This window comes from Paraburkholderia monticola, assembly GCF_001580545.1.
Classification (GTDB): domain Bacteria; phylum Pseudomonadota; class Gammaproteobacteria; order Burkholderiales; family Burkholderiaceae; genus Paraburkholderia; species Paraburkholderia monticola.
In genome coordinates, this window is record NZ_LRBG01000011.1 from 175,959 (window position 1) to 199,232 (window position 23,274).

Genomic DNA, 23,274 nt, shown 5'->3' on the forward strand with positions numbered 1-23,274 from the left:
GCTGCATAACAATGTGAGCAATTGTGTGCGGGTTTGCCGGGCCTGCCGCGCTGACGGATAATCAGGGCATATTCATTCGTTCGCGGGGAAGGCGCCTGTCCGACAGTCATGAGCGAAAACAAACCCGAAAACGCCGGCGCGACCGGCACTCCGCAGCCGGCTCCGTCCACGCCGGGCAGTGCGCCGGTCCAGCCGGTCGCGGCGCTTCCTCCTTCGCATGAAGACGCCATCCAGTCGGCCGCCAGAGACACGAGTCCGGCCGCCGAGGAGGCGACGGTGAGATCGTCGACCGACGATCCGCTCAGCGCATCGGCAGTCACCCCCGAAGATCCGCGCGCCGCGCGGCTGCGCGACGCGGCCGAGGCGCGCAGCGCCGCCGCCGAATCGACCGCGCGGCAGGAAGCGGCGGCGCACGAACGCGAAGCGCGACGCACCCGCGCGCCGACGCTGAAGCCCGAGCCGGTCGTGAAACCGACGGTGGCCGCCGGCGCGCCGCACGCAGGCACCATCGGCGCCGCGGAGCTCGCCACCGACGACGAAATCGCCACCGACGAAACCTCCGCGCCATCCAGGCGCGCGCCCGGCTCGCCGCCGCCCGGCTTCGGCGCGGCACCCGATTTCAGCGCCACCAATCCGCCGCCGCCCAACGCGCTTCCGCCTTCGCCGCCGCGCTATCTGCGCCAGAGCGATTCGGCGTGGAGCGTGTTCGGCCGCATCATCGCGGCGCGCGCGCGGCAGCTGTTCGATCGCGCGGGGCAGCGCATCACGCAGCGCACGCTGCGCATCGGCGTGTCGGCGCGCATCTTCCACCCGGAACCGGGCGCGAAGGGCTTGCGCGGCAAGACGCTGCAGTATCTGGAAGAGTCGGTCGCGCACTGGGTGATGTCGCGCGACGTGCTGGTGTTCATGATCCCGACCGTCGGCCATCAGGGCATGCTGCACCCGAGCAACATCCGTTTGCGCGACTACGCGAAGCATCTCGACGGCTTGCTGCTGCAAGGCGGCGCCGACCTGTCGCCGCAGTCGTACCAGGAAATCGCGTCGAGTCCCGAGTGGCCCGGCGACCGCGTGCGCGATATGTACGAGCTCGAGCTGCTGCACGAGTTCATCGAGTCGGGCAAGCCGGTGCTCGGCGTGTGCCGCGGCTGCCAGCTGATCAACGTCGCGTTCGGCGGCACGTTGTACCAGGACATCGCAACCGATGTGCCGACCGCCAACGCGCACGTCAACGAGGAATACGATCAGCACCGGCACGGCGTGCACTTTCCGGATGGCTCGACGCTGCTGAACATGTTCCCCGGGCGGCGCGACGCGATCGTCAATTCGATCCACCATCAGGCGGTCAAGACGCTGGGCCGCGATCTGAATATCGAGGCGGTGTCGGCGTCGGACGGCATCATCGAGGCCGTGCGCTACCGGCGCGCGCCGTTCGTGATGGGCGTGCAGTGGCATCCGGAGTTTCATCGCGCGGGCGGGCCGGAACTGCTCGACTGCACGCCGTTGCTCGATACGTTCCTGCGGGTCGCGCGGGAGACGCGGTTCTAGGCGTCGGCTGTTCCATCCCACTGATGCACTGCCGCGTCATGCGGCAGTGCATGTCTTAATTGCCGCGACCGTACGCCGAGTCCATACCGGGCGCCGCTGTGCTCAAGGCTTCAACCGATACACATAACGCAGCGCGGTGATGTCCACGCCGCCCATATAGTCGGGCTCCGCGCCGACGAACTGCCAGCCGTGCCGCTCGTAAAATCCGATCGCCGCGGTATTGCCCTCGAGCACATACAGATAGAGCTGCGTCTCGCCCAGCTCGCGCGCCCACTCGACGGCCGCGCGCATCAGCGTTTTGCCGACGCCGATCCCTTGATAACCGGGCAGCGCATGCAGGTTGTCGAGCAGCACGCCCCACGCGGACTCGGGCTGACGCTCGACGCACACGAAGCCGGTCGGCTCGGCGCCCAGCTCGGCGATCAGCACGATGCGGCGCTCGCCGCCCGGCGCGCCGAGACGCGCTGCCCAATAGGCCGCGCGCTCGCGCGTGACTTCGCCGTCGAGGAACGCGTCGGGCAGCAGGCCGCGATACGTGGCTTGCCAGCTGACGCTGTGGATCGACGCAATCAGCTCGGCGTCCTCGAGCGTGGCGGGGCGCAGGGAAAGCGCGGGGGTGGTTCGCATCGGAGTCATCAACTGAATGGCCTTGCGCGGACAGTCTACCGCGCCGCCCGCCGGCATCTGGCGCGCGTAAACAGACTGTATGCATTTCGCGTAGACGATATCAGCAGTAACATTACGTGGCTTGGGCTCCGCAACAAGCACAGCGTTTACCCTGATACCGGGTAAACGCCGTGTGCAGCAAAATGCGGCGCCCCCAGGCGCGCTACGTTTATAGCCGCGCGTCCGGCAGCGGCATCCGCTTGCCAACGCAGTGGATCGTTTCAACTGCCCGCTCGTCATCGTTCGCGTCGATCCGTCCGACAGGGCGACGGGCTTATCCGAGAGTGTCATGTCTACTGCGACCCACGCCGCTTCCACCACGGAAGAATCCAAGTTCAAGACAGTGTTCCGCGTCGTCAGCGGCAACTTTCTTGAAATGTACGACTTCATGGTCTACGGCTACTTTGCTTCGGCGATTGCCAAGGCCTACTTCCCGAGCGGCAGCGATTTCGCGTCGCTGATGCTGTCGCTGTCGGTGTTCGGCGCAGGCTTCCTGATGCGTCCGCTCGGCGCGATCGTGCTCGGCGCCTACATCGACCATCACGGCCGCCGCAAAGGCCTGATCCTCACGCTGGGCCTGATGGCGCTCGGCACGCTGACGGTCGCGGTAGTACCGACCTACGCGACCATCGGGCTCGTGGCACCGGTGCTGGTGCTGCTCGGCCGGCTGCTGCAAGGCTTCTCCGCCGGCGTAGAACTCGGCGGCGTCTCCGTGTATCTGTCGGAGATCGCAACGAAGGGCAACAAGGGCTTCTACTGCTCATGGCAGTCGGGCAGCCAGCAGGTCGCGGTGGTGTTCGCCGCGCTGATCGGCGTGATGCTCAACAAGCTGCTGCCTGCTGACCAGATGTTCGCGTGGGGCTGGCGTGTGCCGTTCCTGATCGGCTGTCTGATCGTGCCGTTCCTGTTCATCATCCGTCGCTCGCTGCAGGAAACCGAGGAGTTCACGAAGCGCAAGCATCGTCCGAGCATGGGCGAGATCATGAAGTCGATGCTCGCGAACTACCCGATCGTGCTGGGTGGCATGGGCATGGTCATCATGACGACCGTGTCGTTCTATATGATCACCGCCTACACGCCGACCTTCGGCAAGGAAGTGCTGAAGCTGTCGGCGATCGACACGCTCGTCGTCACCGTCTGCGTCGGTATCTCGAACCTGATCTGGTTGCCGTTGTCCGGCGCGCTGTCGGATCGCATCGGCCGCCGTCCAGTGCTGCTCGTATTCACGATCCTGACGATCCTCACCGCGTATCCGGCGCTGCAATGGCTCGTCGCCGAACCGTCGTTCGCGCGTCTGCTCGCCGTGCAGCTGTGGCTGTCGTTCCTGTACGGCAGCTACAACGGCGCGATGGTCGTCGCGCTGACCGAAGTGATGCCGGTCGAGGTGCGCACGGCAGGCTTCTCGCTCGCGTACAGTCTCGCGACGACGGTCGGCGGCTTCACCCCGGCTATCGCCACGCTGCTGATCCACGTGACCAGCAACAAGGCGGCGCCGGGTCTGGTGCTCGGCGTGGCGGCGATCTGCGGTCTGCTCGCGACGCTGTTCCTGTATCGCACGCCGGAGTCGCGCAATCAGTATCGGGCAGCCTGACGGCTCAGCCTCCTGTTGAAAACAAAAAGCCCCGCGAAAGCGGGGCTTTTTGTTGGTGGCGCGTGGCGCGTTGTGAGCGGTCGCTAAGCGTGCCGTAATTCGTTGGCGACCACCTCGACGACTTCCTCCCACGCGCCCGGCTGCGGCTGACGCACGAGCGTCGCGCCGGGATACCACGGACTGCGCGAATCGCCGTCGAACCAGCGCCAGTCGGCGGCGAACGGCAGCATCAGCCAGAGCGGCTTGCGCAGCGCGCCCGCGAGGTGCGCGATCGAGGTGTCGATCGACACCACCGCGTCGAGCCGTTCGACGATCGCCGCGGTATCGGCAAAGTCGCCGATGCGATCGTCGAAGCGATGGATCGTGGCCGCACGCGGATGCGTGTCGAGTGCCGCGCGTTCTTCGGCGGACAGATCGGGCTGCAATACGATCCAGTCGATGCCGTCGAGCGCGAACAGCGGTTCGAGCGCGGCGAGCGGCATCGTCCGGGTCTCGTTGCGCTGGATGCGCCCCGACCACGCGAGTCCGATCTTGCGCTTCGCCTGACCGCCGAGCGAGCCGCGCCATTTGCGGCTATAGGACGGCGGCACGTTCAGATACGGCGTGCGGGCGGCAATCGTTTCGTAGGTCGTGCCGAGCGCCAAGGGCAAGCTCAGCAGCGGAATCTGCAGATCGGCGGCGGGGCTCGGCTGGCCTTGCGCGATCAGCGATACACGCCACGCCTGCGCGACCGGCGCGATCAGCGGCAACAACTGCGGCTGCACTTCGAGCACGACGCGTGCGGCGCGAAGCGCTGCGAGCGGTACGAAGCGCACGAACTGCAGCGTGTCGCCGAGACCCTGTTCGGCATGGATCAGCAGCGTGTGCTTGTCGATCGATTCGCCGTGCCAGCGCGGCAGCGTCTGGATGGCCGGTTCCGCGACGGTTTGCAGGCGCCATTCGTATTCGGGCAGCCCGCGCTCGAAGTCGCGCATTGCCAGCCACGCGAGCGCACGGTTCATATGCGCGGACGCAAGATCGGGACGCAGCCGCAGCGCCTGATCGAGCGCGCGCACCGCGGCCGCGTGCGCGCCGAGCGCCTGATGCGCGGTGCCGAGCGCGAGCCATGCGAGCGCGAATTGCGGATCGAGCCCGACCGCGCGCTCGAGATAGGGCAGCGCCTGTTCGGCCCGGCCGATCGCCGCGAGCGCGTTGCCCATGCCGTAGATGGCGGGCGGCAGGTTCGGCTGCAGACGCAGCGCCGCTTCGAAGGACGCGACCGCTTGCGCATGGCGGCCGGTTGCATCGAACGTGTTCGCGAGATTGAAGTGCGCGGCGACGAAGCGCGGCTCGGCGGCGAGCGCGGCCTCGAAGCAGGGCATCGCCTCCTCCGGCCGATCGAGCGCGTTCAGCGACATGCCCATGTTGTTCAGCGCGCCCGCATGACCGGGGCGCAGTTCGAGCGCGCGCCGGAACGACGCGATCGCGTCCGCGTGACGGCCGAGCGCGTGCAGCGCGTTGCCGAGATTGTTGTGCGACGACGCGTCGTTCGGCTGCAGGCGCAGCGAGCGCTCGAACGCATCGGCGGCGTCTTCGTGACGGCCCATCGACGCGTACGCGTTGCCGAGGTTGTAGTGCGCCATCGGGAACGTCGGCGCGAGCGTCAGTGCGTTGCGGAACTGCTCGATCGCGGCGTCGATCTGGCCGAGCGCCTTCAGCGCATTGCCGAGGTTCAACTGCAGCGCGGCGTCTTCAGGGCGCAGGTCGACCGCGCGCCGCACCAGCGCTGCGGCTTCGGCGTGCTGGCCTTGCTGATGGCGCAGCACGCCGAGCAGATGCAGCGCATCGACGTGGCTGGGGTCGTGGTCGAGCGTGGCGCGGTAGTCGCGTTCGGCGTCGTCGAGGCGGCCGTCACGATGTGCCGCGAACGCGCGGTCAAATACAGGTTGCATGACGGGGAGGGCATTCGGATCAATCAGACTGAGGCCGCATTTTCCCACACTTGCGCAAGCGGCCCGGATTTGAGGGGATCGTGAGCCTGTCGTGAACGTCGGGCGTCACACCCGCGTGCGACTCTCCCGGCGCGCGATTGATGCAGCGCACCCGTGTGCCCATGAGCGGCGGCGTACACTAGAACGCATTGTTGCCTCCGGAGTTCCGCATGGACGCTGCCGCCTATGACGCGTCGCCGGTGCTGATCGTCGGGGCCGGTCCCACCGGACTTGCCGCAGCGATGAGTCTCGCGCGCGCCCATATCCCCGTGCGTCTGATCGACAAAGCGCCGCAGCCGAATCCGTACTCGCGCGCGATCGGCATCCAGGCGCGCACGCTCGAACTGCTCGAGCAGCATCGGCTGGTCGAACCGTTTCTGGAGCTCGGCCATCGCGCGCGCGTTGCGAATCTGTTTTCGAACGGCATGCGGCTTGCGCAACTCGATTTCGATCCGCTGCACACGCGCTATCCGTATCTGCTGTTTCTCGACCAGTCGGTGACCGAGCGGCTCCTGACCGAGCATCTGGCGACGCTCGGCGTGAAGGTCGAGCGCGGTGTCGAGCTGATGGCGTTCATGCAAGGCTCCGCGAGTATTCAAACGACGCTGCGCCGCGCGGACGGCCGCACGGAAGCCATGCGCCCGTCCTATCTGATCGCGGCCGACGGCGCGCACAGCTCGATTCGCCGTCGCCTCGGCCTGAACTTCGAGGGCAAGACCTTCGAGCAGACCTTCCTGCTCGCCGACCTGCACGCCGAAACCGACTGGCCCGACGACGAGTTCCATATCTTCGCCTCGGGCGACGGTCTAGTCGCGCTATTTCCAATGGGTCACGGCCGTCATCGTCTGATCGCCGATCATGCGCCCGAGCCCCCGCTGGACCCGGCGCCGGAGCCGTCGCTCGAGCAATGCAAGGCGCTGATCGCGCGACGCGTGCGCGAGCGCGTCGACGTGTCCGATCTCGCGTGGTCGTCGTATTTCCGCGTCAATAGCCGGATGGTCGATCGGCTGCGCGTGGGCCGCATCTTCCTCGCCGGCGACGCGGCGCACGTGCACAGCCCCGCCGGCGCGCAGGGCATGAACACCGGCATCCAGGAAGCGCTCAATCTCGGCTGGAAACTCGCGCGCGTGATCGGCGGCGCGGCGCCGGATCGCCTGCTCGATACGTATCACGCCGAACGGCATCCGATCGAGCGCGACGTGCTGCGCCAGACCGGCTTCATCACGCAGATGGCCGAGGCCGGTCACGGTCCGCTGAAGCTGCTGCGCGAGCGCGTGATGCCGGTGCTGGCCGCGCTCGGTCCGCTGCGCGACGCCGCGCGCGCGACGATCAGCGAACTGGCGATCCAGTACCGGCGCAGTCCGCTCACACTCGAACGCGTGCTCGACGGCGGCCCGCGCGCGGGCGAGCGCGCGCCGGACGCGCTCGTGCATGTGATCGACGGTCCGCTGGGGCGCGCACCCGGCGTCGGCTGCATTTTCGATCTGCACGATCCGGCGTTCTTCTCGTTGTTCCTGCTGGTGCCGCCGCTGCCCGTCGACGACACGCCGCTCGATCCCGCCGCGAAGCATGCGCCGCCGCCGGACCCGGAGGTCGAGAAACTCGCCGCCGAGGTCGAGCGGCTGCTGCCGAACGCGGTGCGTGTCTGGCGCATCACCGATACGAGCGGCGATGGCGGCCCGGCGCTGTCCGAATCGTATGGGCGCACGCGGCCGTCGTTTTATCTGGTGCGCCCGGACGGCTATATCAGCGCGCGCGGACGCACCGGCTCGGACCTGCACGGTCTCGTGAGGCACTGCGAGGCGTGGTTTGCGGTGGGGGGAGAGATACCGGAGCAGGCGACCTTGTGAGCAGCGCCGCCGCGCCGGGTTGATCGGGGGAAACGGCCCGAGCCTGAAGCTAAGCCGTCGACGCCTGCGCCGGCGTCAACTTCTCGCGATACCTGACGATCGCCTCGCGCGTGAAATCCGACAGCGCAATGCCATACGTGTCCGGCGCTTCGTCGAGCGTCGCGAGCAACGCGCGCCGCATGCGCGGCTCCCAGGAGCGGCGGATGTGTTCGGCGACGCCGGTCAGCGCTTCCTCGTGATCGGGCATCGACTCGAAGAAGTCGCCGATCCGGTTCGCCATGTCGATCAGATTCCGTTTATCCATCGCTCGCCTCACTTGCCCGCAGTGACGGCCGCGGCCGCATTGGCCAACTCGCCCTGCCTGAGCAGTTCGAGCTGTTCGCTGCTGAAGCGCGAATAGTCTTTCTGCCATTGCGAGGGCTGCTCGACCGGCATCACCTGCACCGCGGTCACTTTGTATTCGGGGCAGTTGGTCGCCCAGTCGGAGCTGTCGGTCGTGATCACGTTCGCGCCGGATTCGGGGAAGTGGAACGTCGTATAGACGACGCCCGGCTGCATGCGCTCGGTCACCTTCGCACGCAACACGGTCTGTCCCGCGCGCGATTCGATGCCGACCCAGTCGCCGGTTTTGATGCCGCGCTCCTCGGCGTCGTGCGGATGCAGTTCGAGCCGGTCCTCGTCATGCCAGCGCGAGTTTTCGGTGCGACGGGTCTGCGCGCCGACGTTGTACTGCGACAGGATGCGGCCGGTCGTCAGCAGCAGCGGATACTTGCGCGTCACTTTCTCCGGCGAGGCGATGAACTTCGTGATCACGAACTTGCCCTTGCCGCGCACGAAGGTATCGACGTGCATCGTCGGCGTGCCATCGGGCGCGTCTTCGTTGCAGGGCCACTGGATGCTGCCCATTTCGTCGAGCTTCTGATACGACACGCCGTGGAAGGTCGGGGTGAGCCGCGCGATCTCGTCCATGATTTCGGACGGATGCGTGTAGTCCATCTCGTAGCCGAGCGCGCGCGACAGCAGCAAGGTCACTTCCCAGTCCGCGTAGCCGCCGAGCGGCGGCATCACCTTGCGCACGCGCGAGATGCGTCGCTCGGCATTGGTGAACGTGCCGTCCTTTTCGAGGAACGACGAACCGGGCAGCAGCACGTGCGCGTACTTGGCGGTCTCGTTCAGGAAGATGTCCTGCACGACGATGCATTCCATCGACGACAGCGCCGCCGCCACATGATGCGTGTTCGGATCCGACTGCACGATGTCCTCGCCCTGGCAGTAGAGGCCCTTGAAGCTGCCGTGCAGCGCGGCGTCGAACATGTTCGGAATGCGCAGGCCCGGCTCCGGTTGCAGCGTGACATGCCATGCGTTTTCGAACTGGGTGCGCACGAGCGTGTCGCCGATGTGCCGATAGCCCGGCAACTCGTGCGGGAACGAGCCCATGTCGCACGAGCCTTGCACGTTGTTCTGGCCACGCAGCGGATTCACACCGACACCCTCGCGGCCGACGTTGCCGGTCGCCATCGCGAGGTTCGCGATGCCGATCACCATCGTCGAGCCTTGCGCGTGTTCGGTGACGCCGAGGCCGTAGTAGATTGCTGCGTTGCCTGCGCTCGCATAGAGGCGGGCGGCTTCGCGCACTTGTTGCGCGGGCACGCCGGTCGCTGCTTCGGTCGCTTCGGGCGAGTTTTCCGGCAGCACGACGAAATCGCGCCATTGCTCGAACGCGCGCGTTTCGCAGCGCTCGGCGACGAATGCTTCGTCGAGCAGGCCTTCCGTGACGATCACATGCGCGAGCGCGTTGACGATCGCGACGTTGGTGCCGGGCCGCAATTGCAGATGGTGCGAGGCCTTCACGTGCGGCGTATCGACGATATCGATCCGGCGCGGATCGACGACGATCAGCTTCGCACCCTCGCGCACGCGCCGCTTCAGACGCGAGCCGAACACCGGATGGCCGTCGGTCGGATTCGCGCCGATCACCATGATCACGTCGGCTTTGTCGACGGAGGCGAACGTCTGCGTGCCTGCCGATTCGCCGAGCGTCGTCTTCAGACCATAGCCGGTCGGCGAATGGCAGACGCGTGCGCAGGTGTCGACGTTGTTGTTGCCGAAGGCGGCGCGCACGAGCTTCTGCACGAGGTAGGTTTCCTCGTTCGTACAGCGCGACGACGTAATGCCGCCGATCGAGTCGCGCCCATGCTTCGCCTGAATGCGGCGGAATTCCGACGCCGCATACGAGATCGCTTCGTCCCAGCTGACTTCGCGCCACGGGTCGGTGATCTTCGCGCGGATCATCGGCTTCTTGATGCGGTCCTTGTGCGTCGCGTAGCCCCACGCGAAGCGGCCCTTCACGCACGCATGGCCTTCGTTGGCCTGGCCGTTCTTGTGCGGCACCATCCGCACGACCTGATTGCCCTTCATCTCGGCCTTGAACGAGCAGCCGACGCCGCAATACGCGCAGGTCGTGACGACCGAGTGCTCGGGCTGGCCGAGCATCACGATGGATTTCTCCTGCAGGGTCGCGGTCGGGCACGCGGCGACGCACGCGCCGCACGACACGCACTCCGAGTCCATGAACGGCTGGTTCTCGCTGGCCGCGACGCGCGATTCGAAGCCGCGTCCGGTGATCGTCAGCGCGAATGTGCCCTGGGTTTCCTCACAGGCGCGCACGCAGCGGTTGCAGACGATGCACTTCGAGGGGTCGTACGTGAAGTACGGATTCGATTCGTCCTTCCTGTCCTTCAGATGATTCGCGCCGTCGAAGCCATAGCGCACTTCGCGCAGGCCCGTCACGCCCGCCATGTCCTGCAGTTCGCAGTCGCCGTTGGCGGGGCAGGTCAGGCAATCGAGCGGATGGTCGGAGATGTACAGCTCCATCACATTGCGGCGCAGCGTCTGCAGACGGTCGGTCTGCGTGCGCACCTTCATGCCGGCTTCGACCGGCGTCGTGCAGGACGCCGGATAGCCGCGCCGTCCTTCGATTTCGACGAGGCACAGACGGCATGAGCCGAACGGTTCGAGCGAATCGGTCGCGCACAGCTTCGGAACGTTGACGCCGGCCTCGGCCGCCGCGCGCATCACCGACGTGCCGGCCGGGACCGTCACCGCCTGGCCGTCGATTTCGAGCGTCACGTCGACGTCCGAGTGACGGGCGGGGGTGCCGTAGTCGGTGTCGTCGAAGAATGGGTTGGCGGCGCGTGCCTGGGCTTGCGACTTGCACGCGCAGTTGCCTGAGCCGCATCCGCCCCCCAAGGGGACTTCCTTCGGGGCGCCGGCAGGAGAGTTGAAGTGATCGGACATGGTGAACTCCTGGAGTCAGGCCGCGGCCGCTTTGGTGGCGTGGTCGGCAGTGGAATCGGCGGCGAGACCGAAGTCTTCAGGGAAATGATCGAGCGCGGACAGCACCGGAAACGGCGTCATGCCGCCCATCGCGCACAGCGAGCCGGACACCATCGTGTCGCACAGATCGCGCAGCAGTTGCACCTGACGCGTCGACGTGTCGCCATCGCGAATCCGTGCGATCACCTCGACGCCGCGCGTCGAGCCGATCCGGCACGGCGTGCACTTGCCGCACGATTCGAGCGCGCAGAAGTGCATCGCGTATTGGGCGAGCTCGGCGAGATTCGAGGTGTTGTCATGCACGACGAGACCGCCGTGACCGATTACCGCGCCGACCGCCGCATACGCCTCGTAGTCCATCGGAATGTCCCACTGGCTTTGCGGCAGATAGGTGCCGAGCGGACCGCCGACCTGCACCGCACGCGCCGGGCGGCCGCTCGCGGTGCCGCCGCCGAAGTCGTCGAGCAGTTCGCGCAAGGTCACGCCGAACGCGAGTTCGACGAGGCCGCCTCGCTTGATGTTGCCAGCCAGCTGGAACGGCAGCGTGCCGCGCGAGCGGCCCATGCCGAAGTCTTTATAGAACGCCGCGCCGCGCGCGAAGATGATCGGCACGGTGGCGAGCGTGATCACGTTGTTGATCACGCTCGGCTGGCCGTAGAGACCCGCGAGCGCGGGCACCGGCGGCTTCGCGCGGACGATGCCGCGCTTGCCTTCGAGCGATTCGAGCAGCGCGGTTTCCTCGCCGCACACATACGAGCCCGCGCCTTTCGCGACGAACAGCTCGAAACGGTGCGCGCTCGACAGCACACTGTCGCCGAGCCAGCCGGCTGCACGCGCCCGGGCGATGGCCGCCTCAAGCGTCGCGATCGAGTGCGGATATTCGCTGCGCACATAGATATAGCCGACGGTCGCGCCGGTCACGACGCCCGCGATGATCATGCCCTCGATCAGCATGTACGGATCGCTTTCCATCACGAGACGATCGGAGAAGGTGCCCGAATCGCCTTCGTCGGCATTGCAGACGACGTATTTCTGTGCGGCCTTCGCGCCACGTACCGTGCGCCATTTGATGCCAGCCGGGAAGGCCGCCCCGCCGCGACCGCGCAGGCCCGATTCGATCAAGGCTTCGCAGGCGGCGTCGCCGTCGGTTTGCAGAGCGCGGCGTAGGCCTTCGAGGCCGCCGTGGGCGACGTAGTCGTCGATGGAAAGCGGGTCGGTGATGCCGATCCGCGCGAAGGTCAGGCGCTGCTGCTTCTTCAGATAAGGAATCTCGTCGACTACGCCGACGCGCCGCGCATGCTCGCCGCCGTCGACCAAGCCCGCATCGAACAAGGCGGCGACGTCTTCCACGTCGACATTCGCATAGCCGATGCGGCCTTCCGGTGTGGCGACTTCGACGAGCGGTTCGAGCCACAGCAAGCCACGCGAACCGTTGCGGATCAGTTCGATCGCCATGCCGCGGCGCGCGGCTTCGCTCGTGATGGCTTCAGCCAGTGCGTCGGCGCCGAGCGCCAGCGCCGACGAATCACGCGGAACATAGATGCGTGTCATGCCGGCACCTCCACGCATTTGCAAGCCGCGGCGAATAGCGTGTCGAACTTCTGCGGCGTCATGCGCGCGTGCAGCGTGCCGTTGAGCATCAGCGCCGGCGACAGCGCGCATTGTCCCAGGCAGTACACCGATTCAAGCTCGACCTTTGCGCCGTCCTCATGTCCGGCGTCGAAGCGGCAACCGGTGTGCCCCTCGATATGCCGCGCGAGCGCCTCGGTGCCCATGCTGCGGCACGCTTCGGCGCGGCAAAGCTGCACGGTGACGGACGCCGCCGGTGTGGTGCGGAAATGATGGTAGTAGGTGATGACGCCGTGCACTTCCGCGCGCGACAGGTTCAGCGCGCGGCCGAGCGGCTCGACCGTGGCGGGTGGCACATAGCCCAGTTCGTCCTGGATCGCGTGCAGGATCGCGATGAGCGAGCGGCCCGGCTGCGCGTGACGCTGCACGAGCTGATCCGGCGCCGTGGCGTGAGAATCGTCCAATGTGGGGCTCCTCCAAAGCGATATATGCACTTGTTATTCATAATACGTGCACGTATGCTTCGCTTATTCGATATGGTATGCCCGAAAGATAGGCGGGCCAACCGGCGCGTGCAATAGGAAACAACCAAACATATATGGTCAGGATCGAGTGTCAGGTGGAGCTGATGGTGAAGGGCGCCGACGGCCGCGAGGCCAGCCTGTCGGACGTGGTGCCGCTGCTCGCGCTCGTCGACCAATCTGGCAGCATTGCGCAGGCCGCGACGCTTAAGGGTTTGTCCTACCGGCATGCGTGGGGTTTGCTGCGCAGCATCGAGGAGCGGCTCGGCGGTCCGTTGATCTCGAAAGAGCGCGGGCGCGGCTCGGTGCTGTCCGAACTCGGTCACGCGGTGCTGCGCGGGCAGCGGCTCTGCGGCGAGCGGCTCGACGGCAATCTGCAGGCGCTCGCGAGCGAAGTGGCGAGCGAACTGAACCGCTGGCTCGCACGGCCCACCGACGACTTGCGCATCCACGCGTCACACGGTTATGCGGTGGCCGCGCTCGTGACCGCGCTGGTCGCCACCGATCTGCCGGTCGAAATCAAGTATCGCGACAGCGCGGATGCGGTCAGCGCGCTCGCTCGCGGCGAGTGCGATCTGGCGGGCTTTCATTTGCCGCTCAACGAGTTTCGCGCGACCTGCGCCAATACCTACCGGCGCTGGCTCGATCCGCAGCGCCATGTGCTCGTGCATCTGACGCGGCGCAAGCAGGGGCTGTTCATCGGCAAGGGCAATCCGAAGCGGATCATCGGGCTCGGCGATCTCGCGCGCGACGACATCCGTTTCGTCAACCGCCAGCCGGGCTCCGGTACGCGCATGCTGCTCGATCTCGCGTTGCGACAGTTGGGCGTAGACCCGGATCGCGTGAACGGCTATGCGTCGACCGAACTGACGCACTCGGCGATCGCGGCGTTCGTCGCGAGCGGCATGGCCGACGTGGGCTTCGGCGTGGAGCCGGCCGCGCATCATTTCGGGCTCGACTTCATTCCGATCGTCGACGAAGACTATTTCTTCGCGTGCGATCGCGCGTATCTGTCGCGCGCGCCGCTCGCGACGGTCATCGAGCTGCTGCGCGGCAGTGCGTTTCACCATCGCGTCGAACAGCTCGCCGGCTACGATCCGCGCTACTGCGGCAGGCTCGTCGACCTGGACGAGGGGCTCAGCGGCACGCTCGCGTAACGTCGGCGTAAGAGCCTGTAATCAGAAAAGCGCTGGCGCTCGGCGCACGCCGCTGCGCGGCGCGCCGGTTTCGGCTACTCTCTTGGCTTCGCTTCCGCCTTAACCGCGCGCCAAACCGCGCTGAACCGACATGAAAGCTCTTCTCCACGCATGTGCCGCCGCTGCCGCGGCTGGTGTGCTCTGCGCCACCGTCTCCGTCGCTTTCGCGCAAAATTCGCCTGGCGTGCCAGGCGGCATCCTGAACGACGAATTCCGCCTGAACGAGCATCCGCAGATGCCGTTCGCCGCATCCGCGCCGTCGGCCAAGTATCAGCACGGCCAACGTTCGGACGCGCGCAAGCGCGGGGACATGGGCGATCCGAACGGCTGTAATCTGCAGTGCCCGAAAGACGAATAAAGCTCCGCTCGAGCTTGCTCGAGCTTCGAGGTTTGACGCAACGCCGACCCTTGGGTCGGCGTTGTGCTTTACGGCGCCGAGATATGGTCTATTTCGGCCGGTTGGTTCGATTCCTCAAGGTCTGGCGATGTGCCAGATCTCCTTGAAGCCGTCTCCTTTTGTATCGCCCGTCTGCTTGTCGGCGGCGTAGCGATACAGCGGATGGCCCTTGTACGTCCATTGCTGCTTGCCGTCCGCGCTCGGGATCAGCGTCCAGTCGCCCGTCGGCTTGTCGGTCGGCGATGCCGTGGCCGCCGGCCAGTTGCTCATGCAGCCGCCCGTGCAGGCGCTGACGCCGGGCGTGGTGTCCTTGTCGAACGTGTAGAGCGTCATGCCGTCGGCGGTGACGAAGCGGCCGTCGGACAGTTTGGGCGGATCGGCGAAGGCGCTGGCGTGCAGCGCGGCCAGCGCGAGCGGGGCCACTAAGGCGATTGTCTTGCGCATGATGCGGGCTCCCTTGTTGACGGCGTGGTTGACGAGCGACGACGCGCTTCGAGTATAGGCAGGGGAGGCCGTTTTGCTGGTGGGGGTCGTGAGTGCGGCCGGGTGAAGGTGGCACTCGTCTCGTCCACGGGGCGTTGCGGACGACGCCAAAATAAAAAACCCCGGCAGCGCCAGCTGCCGGGGTTTCTTGGGGGCGTTCATCGCGAACGTCCCAAGTGTTTGGTGGAGGCGGCGGGAATCGAACCCGCGTCCAGAAGTCCTCTACGACCAGTTCTACATGTTTAGTTCTGTCTTTTGATTTAACCGCAGCGACGCGGACGAACACGCTGCACTACGGCGATTCACTAATTTTTCGACCCGGACGTCGTGACGCCGCCAAGGCTTAACTGACGTATATGACCTCTGTCGGTATTGCTACCGGTCTTGCGACACTAGCCCGTCAGTGAACTAGGCAGAGGACGGCGGCCCTTAGGCTGCCAGTGCGAACGTATCGTCGTTTGCAGTTACGTTTTTCCCATTGATTAACGAGGTGACGGGTCCTCGACATGCCCTAGCCGCTTCGCAACCCCTGTCGAAACCAGGTCGCCCCCGCGGTTCGTTGCTCAGATATCTATGAGCCAACGGGGATTTTACAATAGATCGACGGCTGCGTCGTGAGTCTTCGGTGGCCGTGGAATCATTTGAGTTGGTTAGAAGGTGCGGGACGCGCCTTTCAGCCGATGTCGCGCAGCAGCGTCAGTAACTCGGCAGGCGATTGCACGACGTGCTGAGCGTGCCACCGTGTCGGCGGAATGTCGTCGCCGCAATATCCATACGCCGCGGCGACGGTCTTCATGCCGGCGGCAAAACCCGCCTGCACATCGCGCAGATCGTCGCCGATATAGACGACACGCTCCGGCGGCACGTCCAGCTCACGCGCCGCGTGCAACAGCGGCGCAGGGTGCGGCTTCGAATGCGGGGTCGTGTCGCCGCTGACCACGCAGCCGGCGCGTTCCTCGAGCCCGAGCTGCGCGACGAGCGGCTCGGTGAGCCGCGCGACCTTGTTCGTGACGATGCCCCAGCGCACGTCGCGCGCGTCGAGTTCGTCGAGCACCTCCGCGATGCCCGGAAAGAGCGTCGTTTCAATGCACAGATCCGCTTCGTAGTTCGCGAGGAACTCCTCGCGCATCGACGCGAATTCGTGATGATCGGGCCCAATGCCGAACGCGCCGCCGATCAGTCCGCGCGCCCCCGCCGAAGCGAGCGGGCGCAGCTTTTCGAGCGGCACCATCTCGAGTCCGCGGTCATGGCGCATCTTGTTGACGGCGGCCGCAAGGTCCGGCGCCGTGTCGGCTAAGGTGCCATCGAGGTCGAAAAGCACGGCGAGGCAAAAGCCGAGTGCGTCGTCGTTGTCTTCGCGTTGGGGCAGGGGAGTCGGGTCGCTCATTGTTCGTGTCGGATGCGGGGGCGGGCGGTTTTGGCAGTTCAGGCGTCGCGGCGGCAGGCGAGCAGATAGTTGACGCTCGTGTCGGACGACAGCGCGAAATGCTTGCTGAGCGGGTTGTACACGATGCCCTTGATGTCGGCCGTGCGCAGGTCGGCGTCGCGCACAAAGCTGGCGAGTTCGGACGGGCGGATGAAGCGCGCGTAGTCGTGCGTGCCTTTCGGCAGCATGCGCGCGATGTATTCGGCGCCGATCACCGCGAAAAGATACGACTTCACGTTGCGGTTCAGCGTGGAGAAAAACACCCAGCCACCTGGCTTCACGAGGTTCTTGCAGGCCTCGACGATCGCGCCCGGCTGGGGTACGTGCTCGAGCATTTCCATGCAGGTGACCACGTCGTAGGTGCCCGGCTCGCGCGCGGCGAGCGCCTCGGCGGCGATTTCTTCGTAATCGACGGTTACACCGCTTTCAAGGCTGTGAAGATCGGCGACGCCCAATGCCTGCGTCGACAGGTCGATGCCCTTCACATGGGCACCCAAACCTGCCATGGATTCCGACAGAATGCCGCCGCCGCAGCCGATATCGAGCACCTTTTTGCCGGCCAGATGCGCGTGTGCGTCGATCCAGCTCAGCCGAATCGGATTCAGTTCGTGCAGCGGTTTGAATTCGGCGTTCGGGTCCCACCACCGATGTGCGAGGTCGCTGAATTTCTGTAGTTCGTGGGGATCGGCGTTGGTCATGGCGAAGGCTGCCTCGATGAAAGCGGTGAGCGGACGCTCGAGGATAAACCCTGAGTATATAGGGCGAGAGAAAGGGCGGCAAAAACGCGGCGGACAGCCGGCGCCGACGCAATCTGCGAGCGGCCATCGCGCGTCACGCATTCGACGCGGCGGCCGTGCATAAAAAAAGCCCCGCCGGAGCGGGGCTTTCGATTCTGCGGTAATTTGCAGCTTACTGCTTCGGCGTACCGACAACTTCGACTTCCACGCGACGGTCCGGTGCGAGGCAGGCGATGAGTTGCTTCTTGTTCTTCTGGTTGCAACCGGTGGTAACCGGGTTGCGACGACCCTTGCCTTCCGTGTAGATACGGTTGGCTTCGACGCCCTTGCTGACCAGGAAGGCCTTCACAGCTTGAGCACGACGCAGCGACAGACGGTCGTTGTAGGCGTCCGAACCGATGCGGTCGGTGTGGCCCGTTGCGACGACGACTTCGAGGTTGATCCCCTGGATCTTCGATGCCAGTTCGCTCAGGCGTTCCTTACCAGCCGGCTTCAGGATTGCCTTGTCGAAATCGAACAGCGCGTCAGCTTGATACGTAATCTTTTCGCTGGAGATAGCCGGAGGCGGAGCGACCGGAGCCGGCGGGGTCGGAGCCTGAGCAACCAGAGCGCCGTCGCACTTGGCGTTAGCCGTTGCGGGCGTCCAGAATGCATCGCGCCAGCAAAGCTCGTTCGTGCCGTTCATCCACACGTATTCGCCAGTACCATTCACCCAGTTGTCGTTGGTAGCTTGTCGCGACGCCGGCACCGACTGCGCCATGGCGGATGCAGCCATAACCGCGGTAGCTGCAATGAACGCGAGCTTTGAAAGTTTATTCATATTTCTCCTCTCGAAATTGAGATTACCGCAGGTTTACTGCGAGCCTGTTGACGAAGACAAGTCATACATTGCTCGGAGTATAACATTGGTGCGGAACAAAAACCGTCTGTGTAGACTTCGAGCAATGTCTGACTCTTTGTGCGTTGGCATTTTGCCATATCGTTCCCCTCCGACGAAAAAAAAATCTGTCCCCTATCAAATCCCCTTCCAATTGTGGTGCATGCGCAACAAATGTTTTCGGCTGAGCGGTCCGCCGGCTCTGGCTGAGCGGCGAATTGGCCCCACGCAGGAATCGAGCCTGATGGTGTGCAAAATGAGCGATTGGCGAGGTGTTGGCGGGTGCCCCTCTAATATGTATACGTAGCTCCGTCGGGGGCGGATGCGCGGCATGTTAGAATCGCGTGATGCGTTGCGCCTGCAATGCTTACGCGAAGATGCGGCGAACCTCCCGCCTTCGCACGTAAAAGATACGGATAATGGATCAATTCGCCAAAGAGACTCTGCCAATCTCCCTAGAGGAGGAAATGCGCCGTTCGTATCTCGATTACGCGATGAGCGTGATCGTAGGGCGAGCGCTTCCCGATGTCCGCGATGGCCTGAAGCCGGTGCACCGGCGCGTGCTGTACGCGATGCACGAGCTGAACAACGACTGGAATCGCGCGTACAAGAAGTCGGCGCGTATCGTCGGCGACGTCATCGGTAAATACCACCCGCACGGCGACACGGCCGTCTACGACACGATCGTCCGGATGGCGCAGGACTTCTCGCTGCGCTACATGCTCGTCGACGGCCAGGGCAACTTCGGTTCGGTCGACGGCGACAACGCCGCGGCGATGCGTTACACCGAAATCCGCATGGCGAAGATCGGCCACGAGCTGCTGGCCGACATCGACAAGGAAACGGTCGACTTCGTACCGAACTACGACGGCAGCGAAAACGAACCGGCCATCCTGCCCGCGCGCATCCCGAACCTGCTGATCAACGGCTCGTCCGGCATCGCGGTCGGCATGGCGACCAACATCCCGCCACACAACCTCAACGAAGTCGTCGACGCCTGTCAGCATTTGCTGAAGAACCCCGAGGCGACGATCGACGAGCTGATCGAGATCATCCCCGCGCCCGATTTCCCGACCGCCGGCATCATCTATGGCGTGGCCGGCGTGCGCGACGGCTATCGCACCGGTCGCGGGCGCGTCGTCATGCGCGCGCTCACGCACTTCGAGGAAATCGACCGCGGCCAGCGCATGGCGATCATCGTCGATGAGCTGCCGTATCAGGTGAACAAGCGCTCGCTGCTCGAGCGCATCGCCGAGCTCGTCAACGAGAAAAAGCTCGAAGGCATTTCCGACATTCGCGACGAGTCCGACAAGAGCGGCATGCGCGTCGTGATCGAGCTGAAGCGCGGCGAAGTGCCGGAAGTCGTACTGAACAATCTGTATAAGGCGACCCAGCTTCAGGACACCTTCGGCATGAACATGGTCGCGCTCGTCGACGGCCAGCCGAAGCTGCTGAATCTGAAGGAAATGCTGACGTGCTTCCTGTCGCATCGCCGGGAAGTGCTGACGCGGCGCACGGTCTACGAACTGCGCAAGGCGCGCGAACGCGGCCACGTGCTCGAAGGCCTCGCGGTCGCGCTCGCGAACATCGACGAGTTCATCGCGCTCATCAAGGCCGCGCCGACGCCGCCTATCGCCAAGCAGGAATTGATGGCGCGCGCGTGGGATTCGTCGCTCGTGCGCGAAATGCTGTCGCGTGCCGAGTCGGAGAATGCGACGGCAGGTGGTCGTGAAGCCTACCGTCCGGAGGGCCTGAATCCGTCGTTCGGCATGCAGGCCGACGGACTTTACCGTCTCTCCGACACCCAGGCGCAGGAAATCCTGCAGATGCGCCTGCAGCGCCTGACTGGTCTCGAGCAGGACAAGATCATCGGCGAATACCGCGAAGTGATGGCGCAAATCGCCGACCTGCTGGACATTCTGGCCCGCCCGGAACGCATTTCGGCGATCATCGTCGAGGAACTCACGTCGATCAAGTCGGAATTCGGCGATGCGCGCCGCTCGAAGATCGAGCTGAACGCCACCGAACTGAACACCGAAGACCTGATCACGCCGCAGGAAATGGTCGTGACGATGTCGCACGCGGGCTACGTAAAATCGCAGCCGTTGTCCGAATATCGGGCTCAGAAGCGCGGCGGTCGTGGCAAGCAGGCCACTTCCATGAAGGAAGACGACTGGATCGACACGCTGTTCATCGCCAATACGCACGACCACATCCTGTGCTTCTCGAACCGCGGCCGCGTGTACTGGGTCAAGGTCTACGAAGTGCCGCAGGGCTCGCGCAATTCGCGCGGCCGGCCGATCGTCAATATGTTCCCGTTGCTGGAAGGCGAAAAGATCACGGTCGTGCTGCCGGTCAAGGAATTCTCGGCCGACAAGTTCGTGTTCATGGCGACCGCGCTAGGAACGGTAAAAAAGACGCCGCTCGAAGCATTCAGCCGGCCGCTGCGCAAGGGTATTATTGCGGTCGGTCTCGATGAGGGTGATTACCTGATCGGCGCTGCGATCACCGACGGTCAGCACGACGTGATGCTGTTCTCGGATTCGGGCAAGGCAGTGCGCTTCGACGAGAACGACGTGCGTCCGATGGGCCGCGAGGCGCGCGGCGTGCGTGGCATGCAACTCGAGGACGGCCAGAACGTGATCGCGTTGCTGGTGGCCGGCGACGAGCAACAGTCGGTGCTCACTGCAACCGAAAACGGCTTCGGCAAGCGCACGCCGATCACCGAATACACCCGTCACGGCCGCGGCACCAAGGGCATGATCGCGATCCAGACCTCGGAGCGTAATGGCCGGGTGGTCGCCGCGACGCTGGTCGACCAGGAAGCGCAGATCATGCTGATTACCACGACGGGCGTGCTGATTCGCACGCGCGTGTCGGAAATTCGCGAAATGGGACGCGCAACGCAAGGTGTTACACTCATCAGCCTTGACGAAGGGACCAAGCTGTCTGGTCTGCAACAGGTTGCTGAGGCCGAGGGTGAGTCGGAAAGCGATTCCGACGGCTCCGCTGAAGGTGATAACGGCGGCGAGAGTGGCGGCGCGGCTTGATCCGTGCCTGCAGCTTTCAGTCTCAGTTAATTAGTTGAAGCTACGCTGCGGGTCACCGCGTATCGGGTCGGTACGCTTTCCCGTGCGGCGTGCAGTTCAAGTTAATTTCTCTTAGGGAGTAATGATGCAAAAACGATTCAAACAACTGATGTTGCTGGCTGCCATCGTGCCGACCTTCGCCATGGCTCAAGCGCTGCAGAACCAGGCGCCTGCAGCTCCGGCTGCCGCAGCAGCACCGGTTGATCCGGCCAAGCAGGCAGCCATCAAGGACCTGCTCGACGCCATCGACGCGCAGAAGCTGGTTGGTGCAATCGGCAACAGCGCGCAGATGCAGGCCAAGCAGCTCGTGCCGGCAATCCTGTCGGACGCGCTGACCGAGAACAAAACGATGACGGACAAGCAGAAGCAGGCGGCTGTCCCGACGTTGCAGAAGAACGCGGTACCGAAGCTGGTCGACGGCGCGGGCCAGGTGTTCGCGACCGACGCATTCCGTCAGGACGCGATGCAAGCTCAGTACGACGCGTACGCGAAGTACTACAGCACGTCGGAAATCAAGGATTTGACGGCGTTCTACAAGAGCCCGACCGGCCGCAAGTTCATCCAGGTGCAAGACCAGGTTGGCCGCGACGTCGTGAATGGCCTGATGCAGAAGTACATGCCGGAATCGATCAAGGCAACGCGTGACCAGGCCGACAAGGAAGTCGCATCGGTCAAGCCGGCTGCCAAGTAAATTCCGCTCGCGGGCTGCGCTGATTACAGCGAGCCTGCCGCCGCACCCACCGGGCCGCCCGGCGTGGCGGGTTGGCGGCGACAATGCGATAATGGTCGTTTGCGCACTGGCGCAGACGGCCATTTTCTTTTTTCGGCGAATTATTTCGCAACACTTTTCGCCGATTTTCGCGCGACTCCGTTTTCTCGCGCCCGCTTCCAGGAAATCACATGCGCGTCTTTAATTTCTCCGCCGGCCCGGCGGCCATGCCCGAAGAAGTGCTGCGCCAGGCAGCCGACGAGATGCTGAACTGGCATGGTAGCGGTATGAGCGTGATGGAAATGAGCCATCGCGGCAAGGAATTCATGTCGATTCACGAGGAAGCGCTGACCGACCTGCGCGAACTACTGCAGGTGCCGGCAAGCCACCGCATCCTGTTCCTGCAGGGCGGCGGCCTCGGTGAAAACGCGATCGTGCCGATGAATCTGCTCGGCTCGAAACCGCGCGCGGATTTCGTCGTGACCGGCTCGTGGTCCCAGAAGTCGTTCAAGGAAGCGGAGAAGTACGGCAGCGTGCATCTGGCCGCGACCGGCAAGACGGCCGAGGGCTATACCCGCGCCCCGGCGCACTCGGAATGGCAGCTCTCGGACGATCCGGCCTACGTGCACCTGTGCACGAACGAGACCATTCACGGCGTCGAAACGTTCGAGATTCCGGACCTCGGCGACATTCCGCTTGTCGCGGACGCGTCGTCGCATATCCTGTCGCGTCCGATGGACATCGCCAAATACGGTGTGCTGTTCGGCGGCGCGCAGAAGAATATCGGCATGGCCGGCGTCACGGTCGTGATCGTCCGTGAGGACATGCTCGACCGCGCCATGCCGATCTGCCCGTCGGCGTTCGAATGGAAGACCGTCGCCGAAAACAATTCGATGTACAACACGCCGCCCACCTATGCGATCTATATCGCCGGGCTCGTGTTCAAGTGGTTGAAGAAGCAGGGCGGCCTCACGGCGATCGAGGCGCGCAACCTCGAAAAATCGAAGCTGTTGTACGACACGATCGACGCGAGCAGCTTCTATCTGAACAAGGTCGAGCGTAGCTCGCGCTCGCGGATGAACGTGCCGTTCTTCCTCGCCGACGAGTCGCGCAACGAAGATTTCCTGTCCGGCGCGAAAGCGCGGGGCTTGGTGCAGCTAAAGGGCCACAAGTCCGTCGGCGGCATGCGGGCGTCGATTTATAACGCCGTCCCGCTCGAAGGCGTCAAAGCGCTCGTCGAATACATGAAGGAATTCGAGCAGCGCAGCGCCTGAGTCACACTGATCGGCAGGCGCGCGCATCTTTTCCAGCA

General features: G+C 64.7%; 18 protein-coding genes and 1 other RNA gene. 8 read left to right on the plus strand and 11 right to left on the minus strand.

What is annotated here, in order from left to right:
* The first annotated feature begins 108 nt into the window (after positions 1-108).
* Entirely contained in the window at positions 109-1,545 is a 1,437-nt protein-coding gene (locus CI15_RS14485) for a type 1 glutamine amidotransferase (RefSeq protein WP_062128868.1), read from the plus strand.
* A 102-nt stretch (positions 1,546-1,647) separates the two neighbouring features.
* On the opposite strand, the gene CI15_RS14490 is transcribed toward CI15_RS14485, so the two are convergent.
* Positions 1,648-2,172: a GNAT family N-acetyltransferase gene (locus CI15_RS14490; RefSeq protein WP_062128964.1), complete on the minus strand. Its 525-nt coding sequence runs from the start codon at positions 2,170-2,172 to the stop codon at positions 1,648-1,650.
* Between the two features lie 328 nt (positions 2,173-2,500).
* On the opposite strand from CI15_RS14490, the gene tcuC reads away from it, so the two are divergent.
* Positions 2,501-3,802: an MFS transporter gene (gene tcuC, locus CI15_RS14495; RefSeq protein ID WP_062128965.1), complete on the plus strand. Its 1,302-nt coding sequence runs from the start codon at positions 2,501-2,503 to the stop codon at positions 3,800-3,802.
* 83 nt (positions 3,803-3,885) lie between these two features.
* Here tcuC and CI15_RS14500 read toward each other — a convergent pair whose 3' ends face one another.
* Entirely contained in the window at positions 3,886-5,733 is a 1,848-nt protein-coding gene (locus CI15_RS14500; protein ID WP_062128870.1) for a tetratricopeptide repeat protein, read from the minus strand.
* Positions 5,734-5,942: 209 nt separating this feature from the next.
* On the opposite strand from CI15_RS14500, the gene CI15_RS14505 reads away from it, so the two are divergent.
* A complete protein-coding gene (locus CI15_RS14505) occupies positions 5,943-7,622 on the plus strand; it encodes an FAD-dependent monooxygenase (protein WP_062128872.1) in 1,680 nt (559 codons plus the stop codon).
* A 49-nt stretch (positions 7,623-7,671) separates the two neighbouring features.
* On the opposite strand, the gene CI15_RS14510 is transcribed toward CI15_RS14505, so the two are convergent.
* From CI15_RS14510 to CI15_RS14525, 4 genes are read right to left on the minus strand one after another with little or no spacing between them, the layout of a single operon-like run.
* Positions 7,672-7,926, minus strand: a complete 255-nt coding sequence (locus CI15_RS14510) for a formate dehydrogenase subunit delta (RefSeq protein ID WP_062128874.1) — start codon at positions 7,924-7,926, stop codon at positions 7,672-7,674.
* An 8-nt stretch (positions 7,927-7,934) separates the two neighbouring features.
* Positions 7,935-10,919, minus strand: a complete 2,985-nt coding sequence (gene fdhF / locus CI15_RS14515) for a formate dehydrogenase subunit alpha (RefSeq protein ID WP_062128876.1) — start codon at positions 10,917-10,919, stop codon at positions 7,935-7,937.
* Between the two features lie 15 nt (positions 10,920-10,934).
* Positions 10,935-12,509, minus strand: a complete 1,575-nt coding sequence (locus CI15_RS14520) for a formate dehydrogenase beta subunit (RefSeq protein ID WP_062128878.1) — start codon at positions 12,507-12,509, stop codon at positions 10,935-10,937.
* The gene (locus CI15_RS14525) at positions 12,506-12,991 is read right to left on the minus strand and encodes an NAD(P)H-dependent oxidoreductase subunit E (RefSeq protein ID WP_062128880.1); all 486 of its coding nucleotides are present in this window, start codon (positions 12,989-12,991) and stop codon (positions 12,506-12,508) included. The genes CI15_RS14520 and CI15_RS14525 overlap by 4 nt, the downstream gene beginning before the upstream one ends.
* 134 nt (positions 12,992-13,125) lie before the next feature.
* Here CI15_RS14525 and CI15_RS14530 point away from each other — a divergent pair, with 134 nt between their 5' ends.
* Complete coding sequence (locus CI15_RS14530) at positions 13,126-14,205, plus strand: substrate-binding domain-containing protein (protein ID WP_062128882.1); 1,080 nt, start codon at positions 13,126-13,128, stop codon at positions 14,203-14,205.
* 130 nt (positions 14,206-14,335) lie between these two features.
* Complete coding sequence (locus CI15_RS14535; protein WP_062128884.1) at positions 14,336-14,602, plus strand: hypothetical protein; 267 nt, start codon at positions 14,336-14,338, stop codon at positions 14,600-14,602.
* 114 nt (positions 14,603-14,716) lie between these two features.
* Here the strand turns inward: CI15_RS14535 and CI15_RS14540 are convergent, their stop codons facing one another.
* The 5 genes from CI15_RS14540 to ompA all read right to left on the minus strand — a co-directional run bounded on the left by CI15_RS14540 (position 14,717) and on the right by ompA (position 18,107).
* A complete protein-coding gene (locus CI15_RS14540; protein ID WP_062128887.1) occupies positions 14,717-15,085 on the minus strand; it encodes a COG4315 family predicted lipoprotein in 369 nt (122 codons plus the stop codon).
* A gap of 220 nt (positions 15,086-15,305) precedes the next feature.
* Positions 15,306-15,675, minus strand: a transfer-messenger RNA (tmRNA) gene (ssrA, locus tag CI15_RS14545).
* A 122-nt stretch (positions 15,676-15,797) separates the two neighbouring features.
* The gene (locus CI15_RS14550; protein ID WP_062128889.1) at positions 15,798-16,511 is read right to left on the minus strand and encodes an HAD family hydrolase; all 714 of its coding nucleotides are present in this window, start codon (positions 16,509-16,511) and stop codon (positions 15,798-15,800) included.
* Between the two features lie 38 nt (positions 16,512-16,549).
* The gene (gene ubiG, locus CI15_RS14555) at positions 16,550-17,248 is read right to left on the minus strand and encodes a bifunctional 2-polyprenyl-6-hydroxyphenol methylase/3-demethylubiquinol 3-O-methyltransferase UbiG (protein WP_062128898.1); all 699 of its coding nucleotides are present in this window, start codon (positions 17,246-17,248) and stop codon (positions 16,550-16,552) included.
* 211 nt (positions 17,249-17,459) lie between these two features.
* On the minus strand, positions 17,460-18,107 hold the full coding sequence (gene ompA, locus CI15_RS14560; protein ID WP_062128900.1) for an outer membrane protein OmpA: 648 nt from the start codon (positions 18,105-18,107) through the stop codon (positions 17,460-17,462).
* Positions 18,108-18,583: 476 nt separating this feature from the next.
* Here ompA and gyrA point away from each other — a divergent pair, with 476 nt between their 5' ends.
* The 3 genes from gyrA (at position 18,584) to serC (ending at position 23,236) form a co-directional block, all read left to right on the plus strand.
* On the plus strand, positions 18,584-21,214 hold the full coding sequence (gene gyrA / locus CI15_RS14565) for a DNA gyrase subunit A (protein WP_075643702.1): 2,631 nt from the start codon (positions 18,584-18,586) through the stop codon (positions 21,212-21,214).
* 124 nt (positions 21,215-21,338) lie between these two features.
* A complete protein-coding gene (locus tag CI15_RS14570) occupies positions 21,339-21,944 on the plus strand; it encodes a DUF2059 domain-containing protein (protein ID WP_062128968.1) in 606 nt (201 codons plus the stop codon).
* Between the two features lie 209 nt (positions 21,945-22,153).
* On the plus strand, positions 22,154-23,236 hold the full coding sequence (gene serC / locus CI15_RS14575) for a 3-phosphoserine/phosphohydroxythreonine transaminase (RefSeq protein WP_062128904.1): 1,083 nt from the start codon (positions 22,154-22,156) through the stop codon (positions 23,234-23,236).
* The last annotated feature ends 38 nt before the right edge of the window (positions 23,237-23,274 follow it).

What these genes read in the sequence shown, in the direction of transcription:
- ompA (WP_062128900.1), bottom strand. Translation starts at nt 18,107, where the DNA reads ATGAATAAACTTTCAAAGCTCGCGTTCATTGCAGCTACCGCGGTTATG.
- gyrA (WP_075643702.1), top strand. Translation starts at nt 18,584, where the DNA reads ATGGATCAATTCGCCAAAGAGACTCTGCCAATCTCCCTAGAGGAGGAA.
- tcuC (WP_062128965.1), top strand. Translation starts at nt 2,501, where the DNA reads ATGTCTACTGCGACCCACGCCGCTTCCACCACGGAAGAATCCAAGTTC.
- CI15_RS14510 (WP_062128874.1), bottom strand. Translation starts at nt 7,926, where the DNA reads ATGGATAAACGGAATCTGATCGACATGGCGAACCGGATCGGCGACTTC.
- CI15_RS14505 (WP_062128872.1), top strand. Translation starts at nt 5,943, where the DNA reads ATGGACGCTGCCGCCTATGACGCGTCGCCGGTGCTGATCGTCGGGGCC.
- CI15_RS14520 (WP_062128878.1), bottom strand. Translation starts at nt 12,509, where the DNA reads ATGACACGCATCTATGTTCCGCGTGATTCGTCGGCGCTGGCGCTCGGC.
- CI15_RS14490 (WP_062128964.1), bottom strand. Translation starts at nt 2,172, where the DNA reads ATGCGAACCACCCCCGCGCTTTCCCTGCGCCCCGCCACGCTCGAGGAC.
- fdhF (WP_062128876.1), bottom strand. Translation starts at nt 10,919, where the DNA reads ATGTCCGATCACTTCAACTCTCCTGCCGGCGCCCCGAAGGAAGTCCCC.
- CI15_RS14485 (WP_062128868.1), top strand. Translation starts at nt 109, where the DNA reads ATGAGCGAAAACAAACCCGAAAACGCCGGCGCGACCGGCACTCCGCAG.
- CI15_RS14550 (WP_062128889.1), bottom strand. Translation starts at nt 16,511, where the DNA reads ATGAGCGACCCGACTCCCCTGCCCCAACGCGAAGACAACGACGACGCA.
- ubiG (WP_062128898.1), bottom strand. Translation starts at nt 17,248, where the DNA reads ATGACCAACGCCGATCCCCACGAACTACAGAAATTCAGCGACCTCGCA.
- CI15_RS14570 (WP_062128968.1), top strand. Translation starts at nt 21,339, where the DNA reads ATGCAAAAACGATTCAAACAACTGATGTTGCTGGCTGCCATCGTGCCG.
- CI15_RS14540 (WP_062128887.1), bottom strand. Translation starts at nt 15,085, where the DNA reads ATGCGCAAGACAATCGCCTTAGTGGCCCCGCTCGCGCTGGCCGCGCTG.
- serC (WP_062128904.1), top strand. Translation starts at nt 22,154, where the DNA reads ATGCGCGTCTTTAATTTCTCCGCCGGCCCGGCGGCCATGCCCGAAGAA.
- CI15_RS14535 (WP_062128884.1), top strand. Translation starts at nt 14,336, where the DNA reads ATGAAAGCTCTTCTCCACGCATGTGCCGCCGCTGCCGCGGCTGGTGTG.
- CI15_RS14530 (WP_062128882.1), top strand. Translation starts at nt 13,126, where the DNA reads ATGGTCAGGATCGAGTGTCAGGTGGAGCTGATGGTGAAGGGCGCCGAC.
- CI15_RS14500 (WP_062128870.1), bottom strand. Translation starts at nt 5,733, where the DNA reads ATGCAACCTGTATTTGACCGCGCGTTCGCGGCACATCGTGACGGCCGC.